Raw genomic sequence first — 10,349 nt, 5'->3', positions numbered from 1 at the left:
ATTGGTGCCATTTTCATCATTTCATACCTTTTCCACGTTTGGCAAGTTCAAGCGATCGGTGCAGCGTATTTGATTTTCATTTCTTTGAAACATTTACTGAAAAGGGATCATGAGGAAAATGATAAAAAAGGGAAAAGCTACCGCATGACCATTACGCAAATAGCATTGGCCGATATCGCCTTTGCCGTTGATTCGATTTTAGCGGCAGTCGCTCTTGTTTTGGCGTTGCCGGATACGCCGATGGGGAATATCGGTGGCATGGATGGAGCTAAATTCATCGTGATCCTGCTAGGTGCGATAGCGGGCTTGATTGTCATCCGCTTTGCAGCAGGTTATTTCGTTAAGATATTGACGGAGCGCCCGAGTCTAGAGACTGCAGCCATGTTACTTGTCGGCTGGGTTGGGGTCAAGTTACTGATGCATACCCTCGCGCATCCATCCGTGCACATCATTTCACACGATTTTGTAGAGGGTCCCATCTGGAATATAATCTTTTGGTCAGTCATGCTTCTTATTGCCTTGGGTGGCTGGTTTTTGTCTAAAGATAAAACGGCAAAAAATGATGAAGAATAATTTTTCTGACCAATAGATCCGTTTAGCTTCATTAAGAAGTTCATGGTCAGTGCTTGAAAAGATCAATGGCGTTTGGTTTGGAGTAAAGACCGATTTGAATATTTCGGTCTTTTTTTTGTCGGAAAGTGCAGGAGGCAGGAAGCGGTTTTTGAGCTTGCCTCCATTATTTGAAAATGGGGGGGCATTTTTTTTTCTTGAATATGGTCATTAAGTTGCTCACATACTCCCTTATCCTATGCTTGATTGTTATGTCTCCCTGCAATCAATTCACAGTGTCTGTTATTTGTTTCATGCATCTTTAAAATAAATGATAATAAACTAAAGGGTGGTGCATTATTTCAATAACAGGGGTTGCTGCGGCAGCCTTTTTCTTATGGAACGAAAGGGGCATGTTAGTAAAAATTATCCTGATTTAATCCTAATAATAACGATGATTTGATTCGAGCTAATTTCTTCTGAATCCAAATTTAGTATGATACAGTAAATATTAGAAATTTATAGATGCCAAAACGAGGTGGGACGAGAAATGATAAAAGGTCTTTACGAAGCACATTTACCTGTAAGTAATCTTGAAAACTCCATGAAATTTTATGAAAAATTGGATTTGGAAATTGCCTATCAAAGTGAAAAAGTAGTTTTTTTCTGGCTTGAGAAAGGCAAAAGTTGGCTTGGTTTATGGGAAGCAAACCAAGTGGAAATTCCGTACCACCCTTCCATACGACATGTAGCTTTACGAATGGATATGGAAGACATGACATCAGCAAAAGCTTGGTTGAATAGTAAGGGTATCAAAATTCGTACAGCCTTTGACTTAACCGAAGAACACCAACCTTTAGTTCTTGATAACAATCCTCAGGCTCACGCAGCTATTTATTTTAACGACCCAGACGGAAATTCTCTTGAATTGATTGCTCCTTTGAGATTGGATTTTGAGCAATCCCTTGGAGAAATATCATTGGAGGATTGGTATAAACGAAATGCTGATCCGAGCTAATTCAGTTCTGCTTCAGATGTAAAAAGGAGGTTGCTGTGGCAATCCTGATCCTTCTAGACAAACGGGTGCCTTAGCTAAAGAAAGTTCCTTATAGTGGGCAGAGTGGATCCGCAATAAACAAGTGATTTAACATTACAATAGAAAACCAGGGGGTTCAGTATGTTCTTACATAAAATAGATGAGGAGTTATCATTGAAGCTGTTGGAAGTAAAGGATGCAGAAAGAGTTTTCGAAATAACTAATATATCCAGAGAATATCTACGAGAATGGCTTCCTTGGTTGGATCATACAAAAGGACTTGAAGATACAAAAGGGTTCATTCAGGTTTGTTTAAGAGGTTTTGCTGAAAACAAGAGTGTCAATACAGGTATTATGTATAAGGGACAAATTGTTGGCGTTGCAGGTTATAACCAATTAAATTGGTCAAATAAAACGGCATATATGGGTTATTGGCTCGGAGAAGAATATCAAGGAAATGGAATGATGACAAGGGTGGCTAAGGCATTGACTGATTATGCATTCAAAGAATTGAAACTGGATAAAGTGGAGGTTAGGGTTGCCTTGGAGAATAAGAAAAGCAGGGGGATTCCTGAAAGGTTAGGTTTTGTTAATGAAGGTTGTATCAGACAAGCAGAATGGCTGTATACCCATTATGTTGACCATATAGTTTACGGTATGTTAGCTAAGGATTGGTGTAAGCAGTCATCCCTTAAAAATAAAGGGTGCGTTAACTGAAGGAAGCTGTCTTTAAGGCAGCTATTTTCTTATGGAACTAAAAAGAGGCAGGTTAGTATAACAGCAAATGGGTGGTTACCTGAGGTGAATTCATGTAATCTACAAAAGTATGTTTTTTTTCCAATCGTAAAGGAGGTCCATAATTGAATTTAACAAATAGAAAACATTCAACAATTGTTGCCCTGTTGCTTGCGGGTACGTTTATTGCGCTCTTGAATCAAACCTTAATGATTACCGCGATTCCACCTGTAATGAAGGAAATGGATATTACAGCCAATAGTGCACAGTGGCTAACTACCGTTTTTATGCTGGTTAATGGGATTATGATTCCTGTGAGCGCGTTTTTACTGGAGCGCTTTACCACCAGGCAGCTCTTCCTTTCAGCCATGGGGATTTTTGCTATTGGTACCTTGGTTGCGGGGCTAGCCCCTAGTTTTGGAATGCTGCTTCTTGGACGGATCATTCAGTCGAGCGGTGCCGGTATTATGCTCCCTTTAATGCAAACAGTCTTCCTGATGATTTTCCCGGTTCAAAAACGGGGTGCAGCTATGGGGTTGGTTGGGCTGGTCATTTCCTTCGCCCCTGCTATTGGTCCCGCTTTATCGGGCTGGGTTACGGAGACCTACTCTTGGAGGGTGTTATTCTTTATCATTCTTCCAGTCGCTATTATTGATATCATCGTTGCGTTCTTCGCTTTAAAAAATGTAACAGAAGTTACACGACCAAAAGTGGATGTGCTCTCTATTGTTTTATCTTCCGTGGGTTTCGGTGGATTATTGTATGGATTCACAGCAGCAGGTAATTATGGATGGACAGACGGGAGTACGATCATATCCCTAGGCATTGGAACGATTTCACTTGTTTGGTTTATCAAAAGGCAATTGGGGTTGAAGCATCCAATGCTGGAGTTCCGAGTGTTCACGTATTCATTATTCCCGTATGCCATCATTATTGGAGCCATTACATTTATGGGGCTGATAGGTGCCGAAACACTCATCCCGCTATTTATGCAAAATATGCGCGGATTTACTGCGTTTGAAGCTGGATTAGCTATACTCCCTGGAGCCCTTATTACCGGATTACTGTCCCCATTCATTGGACGTATTTTTGATAGGATTGGGGCGAGGTGGTTGGTTATGGGTGGATTACTCATCATAACCGCTTCCTCCTTTACTTATATAGATGTTGGTCCTTCGACAAGCTTCACATTTATTATGGTCGTGTACAGTATTCGGATGTTCGGACTGGCCATGGTTATGATGCCTGTTTCAACGGCAGCCTTAAACCAGCTGCCTAAACGGTTAATTGCTCATGGTGCAGCGATGGATAATACGATGAAGATGATTGCCGCTTCTGTAGGTACAGCAATACTTGTAACTGTTATGACAACAGCTACCGAAAATGCCCAGCAGCGTCCCGAGATTATACATCCTGATATGTATGGCGCGCAAATCTCATTTATTGTCATCGCTGTACTTTCACTAATTAGCCTCCTCATTTCTTTTAAAATAAAGGATCAAAAATCAGCAGGAAAAGAGTTCAGAGAAAGAGAAGAATTAAAGAATTGAATCGCGTTACCTTCCATTGTCATGCATATCCAGGGACGCTAATAAAGAGGGGAACAAGTCATCCATGATTTGTTCTCCCTCTTTATCTTTTTTTCTCTTTATAAAAAAGTACACATTACATTGAATTAAATTTCCAAGTGAGATTTTTAATCCGCCATATAATCGGTTCTGAATTCTGCGAATACTTCTGTGAAAAGGACCAGTTTCTTCTATATTGTACTGAACAATTTGGAAGAATCCACCCATTTCATTCACACTTTAAAAGGGGCGGAAGGAGACCGAATATCCATTTTATTGATTGGGGAATTTTTCAATGTATGATGAAGAATAATGTCTTGAACATATAAATCCGTACAGTTTCAATAAGAAAATCAGGATCACCGCTTGGATGTGTCAATATCATTGGTTTGGAGCAAAGACCGTTTTGAAAATGTCGGTCTTTTTTTATTGGAGAGTTCAGAAAGCGGGAAGCGATTTCTGAGATTCCCCCCATTGTTAGAAGATGAGGGGGCGTTATTTCCGATAGATGTGCAGCAACTTTCATAAATCATTTGTATTATTTCAGGAGACCATTGCGAAATCCATGGACCACGACTTGAGTTCGGTTTTTAGCCTTGAACTTCGTCATTAAGCTGCTCACGTAGTCCCTTATCGTATGCTCGCTTAATTGCAATAAATCGGCCATTTTCTTATTGTTATGTCCCTCTGCAAGCAAATTCAAAATCATGGACTCCCGCTCGGTCAATTGGAGGTCTGTATCCTGTATCACCTCATCATCCTTCCTGGATAAATATAAACCTAGCCTTTTTCCAACCTGTTCAAACAATAGGAGATCTTCTTTCACATAATCGAATTCCACCCCTATTTGATCGAATGTCAGCCAACCGAACACTTGCCAATCATGAAAGATCGGTACAAAAATGACGGAGGACAGGTTGAATAACCTTATATGCTCCTCTTTGATGTAAGGCTGCGGATCCTTTAAAAATACAGGCTTTTTCGAATTGAAAACCAAGGACTGCTTTGCGCTTAGCTGGCCTCTCATGCTTTGTACCTTTGGAAGTTCCAATCCGATGGTGCCGTGGAATTGGTTGGACCAAGGGATATAAGCATAAAAAACACATCTTTTATAATGAAAGAACTCTTCGCATTTTTTTAGGATATGGGCAAAATCCTTGATCCCTGCTGAGTGAATTAAAAGTTCATCCAATTGGTCCAGTAATCGCAGCCTGATAAGTTCAGCATTTTCCTGATCGGTTTTGGAATATTGCTTTGGCTTGTCAGCATCCCATTTGTTAAAGCTATGGATAAGTTGGGAGAAAATCGAAAACAGATACATTAAGATGGAAATGGTATGGGTATGTTTCAGATTGACCATCAAGGTAACTATGGCTTTTTCAAAAATTAGCCGAAACATGCTGAAATGATTTGCATTTATCATGGTTAAATGCGATTGCAGCCACGTGTCGATATATTTTTCATGTGAATCCTTGATGTTTTCGATGCTTTGAGAGGATAAAAAAAGTAAGAATGAATCCAATAATGTTTGGATCGTCCTTCGTTCAGGTTCATCGATGAATGGCTCCAGGTTCAAATATATATTTATATTCTCTTCAATCTGCTTGTTATGGCTTTTTATGAATAACACGAATTGTTGAAACGTTATTTCTTCATAAGGATGGATGGATTGGGTCATGGGAAGTTCTTCTCCTCGATAACTGAATACCCCTATAAAAAGGGGGGGATATCTTCTTATTATACAGCATTTTATAGGATAGTATTTCAGAATATGAGGAGTAAAATATAGATATGGACCTACAAGGAAGCTTATTAAGGTCATAACCCTTTCATTGAAATGGTTATCGCGGCTTTCATTGCTTGTATACGATTCATCGCCAAGGGAAACCTCTAGGGAAGAGGATTTCAGGTTTTTTCGGAATTTGGAGCATGGGAAAAAATAAAGGGGGATCTGTAGAAATGAAAAGACTTGAAAACAAAGTGGCCATCATCACTGGCGGAGGAACGGGCATCGGGAAAGAAACCGCTTTATTATTCGCTAGTGAAGGAGCAAAAATCGTCATTACTGACATTAACCAGGATTCCGGGGATCAAGCTGTAAAGGACATTCAAGCGATTGGAGGAGAAGCGATATTCATTCGCCACGATGTCAGCAGCGAAGAAGATTGGAAGAAGGTTGCAAAGGAAACGATTGATGCATTTGCGAAAGTCGATGTTCTATTCAATAATGCGGGCATTTATATCATTAAACCGGTTACGGAGATTGAACTGGAGGAATGGAACCGGCTCATGTCGATTAACGTGACCGGCGTGTTTTTGGGAATGAAACATATCATGCCATTGATGGCGAAACAAAATAAAGGATCTGTCATCAATGCATCATCCATTGCAGGCTTGATCGGGGCACCGGGACATGTTCTTTACGGAGCAAGCAAGGGGGCGGTCCGGGTCATGACAAAAGACGCTGCCATCGAATATGCTTCAACGGGAGTCAGAGTGAATTCGATTCATCCAGGATATATCGATACCGGGATGGCAGACTATGCTTCAGAGCAAACGGGTAGCTCAAAAGATGAATTGGGTAAAGAATTTCCGTTAGGACATCTCGGCACTGTCAAAAACGTGGCGAATACGGTGCTTTTCATTGCTTCCGATGAATCTTCCTATACGACCGGCACGGAATTTGTGATTGATGGCGGAGCGACAGCTCGCTAAGGGGCCGCCGCTGCAGTTGAAAGAAACTGAAACCGAAGGAGTGTTTGGAATGAGATTACAAGATAAAGTGGCAATCGTAACCGGCGGAGCGAGTGGGATTGGGGCCAGCACGGCGCAATTATTTGCAACAGAGGGTGCAAAGGTTGTCATTGCTGACTTTGCTGATCATGGACAAGCAGTATCTGATGAGTTAAATGGAAAAGGGTACGATACTCTTTTTGTCAAAACCGATGTGACGAGTGAACAGGACATAAAGAATATGATTGAAAAAACGGTCAACAAATACGGGAAGCTGGATATCATGTTTGCGAATGCGGGGATTGCCAGGGATGGAAACATCCATGAGTTGAGCTATGAGCAATGGCAAAAAACGATTGATATTAATTTATCAGGCGTCTTCCTTTCAGATAAATATGCGATACAGCAAATGCAAAAACAAGGTACAGGCGGAGCCATCGTCAATACAGGCTCCATCCATAGCCATGCCGGAAAACCAGGGGTAACGGCGTATTCCGCTGCAAAAGGCGGGGTCAAGCTATTAACCCAAACTTTAGGTACGACTTATGCCAAAGAAGGGATACGCGTCAATGCCGTTTGCCCAGGGTATATTGATACACCGCTCATTGCGGCAGCACAGGGTGACTTAAGGCAAGATTTGATCGATTTACATCCGATCGGCCGGTTGGGCAAATCCGAGGAAGTGGCTAAAGCAGTCCTCTTTCTTGCAAGTGATGATGCATCATTTGTCACAGGCACAAGCCTTATTGTCGATGGCGGTTATACAGCAGTATAAAGCCTTTTTCTAAAGGGTGAAAACGACTGTTCACCGAAATAAGGGATACGTAAATAAATAATGGAGCTTCTTCCCTATGGGAGGCGATGTAAATCGCTTATCGTAAGGAGGGGCTCTTTTTTACGCCCTTTTCTTAAAGATCGTCGTTATTAATACGTAACGGTTTGAGGTTGTTTGGAGAGGAAGCCAACCATCCCTTTAAACGTTTATGGTAGTTATTTTAAAGAAAAAGGAGCATATGACTTGCAGAAAACCTAGTTGACCGAGAACCTTCGGTGAGGTCTGTTTGGCAATGTATAGTAAGGATATATGGGGAACATAAATATCATAAGGGACATATGTCCTTTCGCGAAGCTCCCGTTCTGTATTTTAATAAGTACAAGCAATCCAGAAAGGAGGAGGAAGGGTGAAAGGGATACTATTTTCGATTATTGCCGGCATATTCATTTCGTTGCAGGGGGTGTTTAATACAAGAATGAGCGAGGACATTAGCGGTTGGCACACGACTGCGATTGTCCATCTAGTCGGGTTTATCTTGTCGATCATCATTTATTTAATTGCCCGGGATGGCAGAGCGGAAGGCTTTCGTGAGGTTCCCTATTTTTATTTGCTTGGAGGCATTCTCGGGGTCGTGATCGTGTTCGGGGAAATGACATCGATAAATTTGCTAGGCATGTCTCTTGCAATCGCCACGATTTTAATTGCACAGCTTCTTTGTGCATTCATTATAGACACTAAGGGGCTATTTGGTATGATCAAGCATAAGGTGTCATTTCAACAAGTGATTGGAATGGCTATGATGTTAGTGGGTGTAATCCTATTTAAATGGTAAAAAGGTGATGTACATTGAAAAAAATAAATGATGGCCGCCGGATTCTTGAATATCTCGATCAGTTTCAGCTGAATAGGGTTTTTTCGGAGGGAATGAAGAAAAAAATATCTCTTTACCAATTCAAAAAGGGAGAAATTTTGTGTGCAAGAGGTGAAGATATTCAGCACATGTATTTCCTGGTGAAGGGAAAGGTGAAGATCTTTACCACTTCTCCGGAAGGAAAAGCATGGATCGTTCGGTTCAAAACACCATTGGCGCTTTTCGGCGATGTGGAATATGTAAAGGGGATGCCCGTCCTCCACACTGTCGAAGCAGTCAGTGAAGGAACGGTCCTTTGCATTCAATTTGATGATGTAAGGGCAATGGAATCCAACCGCGCAGAGTTTCTGAACTTTTTATTGGAAATCATTACCCAAAAGTTTTACACGGAATCCCATGCCGCTAGTTTGAACAGGCTCCATCCAGTCGAGACACGTCTGGCAAGCTACCTATTGTCTCTTTCCTCGGAAGGGGACGGCTCCATGTTCCATAAGGAAATGGGCACGTCCAATCTTATGGAAATTGCTGATCTCATAGGCACCAGCTATCGGCACTTAAATCGGGTCATTCATAAATTGTGTGAAGAAGGAATCATCGAACGGAAGCAAGGGTCCCTGTATATTGAAGACTTGCCGATGCTGCGGGAAAGGGCAGATGGCAATATTTATGAATGAGATCGGAGGATACATGCATGCAAGGAATTTTGTTTGGAGTTATTGCAGGGGTCTTCATCAGTCTGCAAACGGTCTTTAATGCCCAAGTGAGTGAAAAGGTAGGTTCTTGGGCGACAACCACACTTGTGCTGGGACTTGGTTTCGTATCATCGTACACCATGTTCATGATCATGGATGATACGAGCCTGTTAGCGCTCGGTCATGTCAACAAGCTTTATCTATCAAGTGGGGTCTTGGGCGTCATGCTCGTCTATTTCATCATGCAGGCGATCCGGCTTTTAGGCCCGGCATATGCGATCTCCATTGTACTTGTCGCCCAGCTCATTATGGCGGTTTTTATCGACACGTTTGGCTGGTTCGGGTTTGAGACGGCTCCTTTTACCATGAATAAATTGTTCGGTATCGGAATCATGGTAGCGGGAATCATTATGTTTAAGAAGAAAAGGAACGTTATCCAGAAAAACGATAAGCGGGGTATTTTACCTGAAAAAGCTCAGCTGTAACGTATCCCATTAAGACGAACATCCCCCTAATAACGCATTGGGCAACGCGTTAATTAGGGGGATGGACCTTAAGTTTTATGAATTGGTATTCGTTGTTCGAGAAGCATATGGGAAAAGGGGATCTTTAAGGTCAAACTCATAGCTTTGTCCATTTACAATTCCAACCACTTTGTCATGTTCATGCAGCTGGATCAAAAACTCAGCCATTTCCTTTGCTGTATGGTACTTCGGCAAAGTGGCATCATAATGGAATTCGTCAACATCAAAGGAGCGTTTGGCAAATTCCGTTTCAGTTGCAGCTGGAGCCAACACCTTAGCTTGCATTTTAGCACCTTGGCTTTTAAGCTCATGAGCAAGCCCTTCTGTAAAGGCGCTGACATAAAATTTAGTGGCGCAATAAGTGATGGCATCTGCAACAAGGGTGTATCCACCACCTGATGAGATATTGATAAGCTGTGTGCCATCAATATCTGAATAGTCACGAACGTAAAGGGAGGACAATATTGTTAAGGCCTCAATATTCAGGTGAAGCATTTTCTCGATTTTCGGCAGCCTTTGCTCTCCGATCTTATCGAAGTTTCCAAAACCTGCATTGTTGATCCATGTTTCAATCTGGAGGTCTTTGAGACTTTCATATAGTCCGTAAACGTTCTCGGTAATTGATAGATCGGCAGCATGAACAACGATATCCAATTCTTTATTCATTTGCTCTATTTTTGTTTTTAGTTCGTCCAAATTTTGTTTTCTCCTGGCAACGAGAACTAAATTTTTCCCTCGGGATGCAAAGGCTAAAGCAGCTTCATATCCAATACCGGAGCTTGCTCCCGTGATAACCGTATATTTCATGTGTATACCTCCATTAATTTATGATAGGATGTCATTGTATTACTTAGAGTTCACTCTAA

Annotated in this window: 11 protein-coding genes; 9 read left to right on the top strand and 2 right to left on the bottom strand. The window is 41.6% G+C overall.

What is annotated here, in order from left to right; genetic code table 11:
• The 4 genes from CVN76_RS19220 to CVN76_RS19205 all read left to right on the top strand — a co-directional run.
• Nucleotides 1-573: TerC family protein (locus tag CVN76_RS19220; RefSeq protein WP_442857587.1), on the top strand; the 573-nt coding region annotated here is incomplete at its 5' end.
• 526 nt (nt 574-1,099) lie between these two features.
• Entirely contained in the window at nt 1,100-1,567 is a 468-nt protein-coding gene (locus CVN76_RS19215; protein WP_100532613.1) for a VOC family protein, read from the top strand.
• A 159-nt stretch (nt 1,568-1,726) separates the two neighbouring features.
• Nucleotides 1,727-2,302, top strand: a complete 576-nt coding sequence (locus CVN76_RS19210) for a GNAT family N-acetyltransferase (protein WP_100532612.1) — start codon at nt 1,727-1,729, stop codon at nt 2,300-2,302.
• Between the two features lie 143 nt (nt 2,303-2,445).
• Entirely contained in the window at nt 2,446-3,870 is a 1,425-nt protein-coding gene (locus tag CVN76_RS19205) for a DHA2 family efflux MFS transporter permease subunit (RefSeq protein WP_100532611.1), read from the top strand.
• Nucleotides 3,871-4,426: 556 nt separating this feature from the next.
• On the opposite strand, the gene CVN76_RS19195 is transcribed toward CVN76_RS19205, so the two are convergent.
• Complete coding sequence (locus tag CVN76_RS19195; protein ID WP_100532609.1) at nt 4,427-5,566, bottom strand: LuxR C-terminal-related transcriptional regulator; 1,140 nt, start codon at nt 5,564-5,566, stop codon at nt 4,427-4,429.
• 281 nt (nt 5,567-5,847) lie between these two features.
• On the opposite strand from CVN76_RS19195, the gene CVN76_RS19190 reads away from it, so the two are divergent.
• The 5 genes from CVN76_RS19190 to CVN76_RS19170 all read left to right on the top strand — a co-directional run bounded on the left by CVN76_RS19190 (nt 5,848) and on the right by CVN76_RS19170 (nt 9,444).
• A complete protein-coding gene (locus tag CVN76_RS19190; RefSeq protein WP_100532608.1) occupies nt 5,848-6,603 on the top strand; it encodes an SDR family NAD(P)-dependent oxidoreductase in 756 nt (251 codons plus the stop codon).
• Between the two features lie 49 nt (nt 6,604-6,652).
• Nucleotides 6,653-7,396 (top strand): SDR family NAD(P)-dependent oxidoreductase, encoded by a 744-nt coding sequence (locus CVN76_RS19185; RefSeq protein ID WP_100532607.1) that lies wholly within the window; start codon nt 6,653-6,655, stop codon nt 7,394-7,396.
• A gap of 406 nt (nt 7,397-7,802) precedes the next feature.
• Nucleotides 7,803-8,228, top strand: a complete 426-nt coding sequence (locus CVN76_RS19180; RefSeq protein WP_100532606.1) for a DMT family transporter — start codon at nt 7,803-7,805, stop codon at nt 8,226-8,228.
• A gap of 14 nt (nt 8,229-8,242) precedes the next feature.
• The gene (locus CVN76_RS19175; RefSeq protein ID WP_100532605.1) at nt 8,243-8,941 is read left to right on the top strand and encodes a Crp/Fnr family transcriptional regulator; all 699 of its coding nucleotides are present in this window, start codon (nt 8,243-8,245) and stop codon (nt 8,939-8,941) included.
• A 17-nt stretch (nt 8,942-8,958) separates the two neighbouring features.
• Nucleotides 8,959-9,444, top strand: coding sequence for a DMT family transporter (locus tag CVN76_RS19170; protein ID WP_100532604.1), 486 nt, complete (start codon nt 8,959-8,961; stop codon nt 9,442-9,444).
• A 75-nt stretch (nt 9,445-9,519) separates the two neighbouring features.
• Here CVN76_RS19170 and CVN76_RS19165 read toward each other — a convergent pair whose 3' ends face one another.
• Nucleotides 9,520-10,290, bottom strand: coding sequence for an SDR family NAD(P)-dependent oxidoreductase (locus CVN76_RS19165; RefSeq protein WP_100532603.1), 771 nt, complete (start codon nt 10,288-10,290; stop codon nt 9,520-9,522).
• Nucleotides 10,291-10,349: the final 59 nt, after the last annotated feature.

This window comes from Bacillus sp. mrc49 (assembly GCF_002803435.1).
This window is presented reverse-complemented; position numbering and strand designations above follow the sequence as displayed.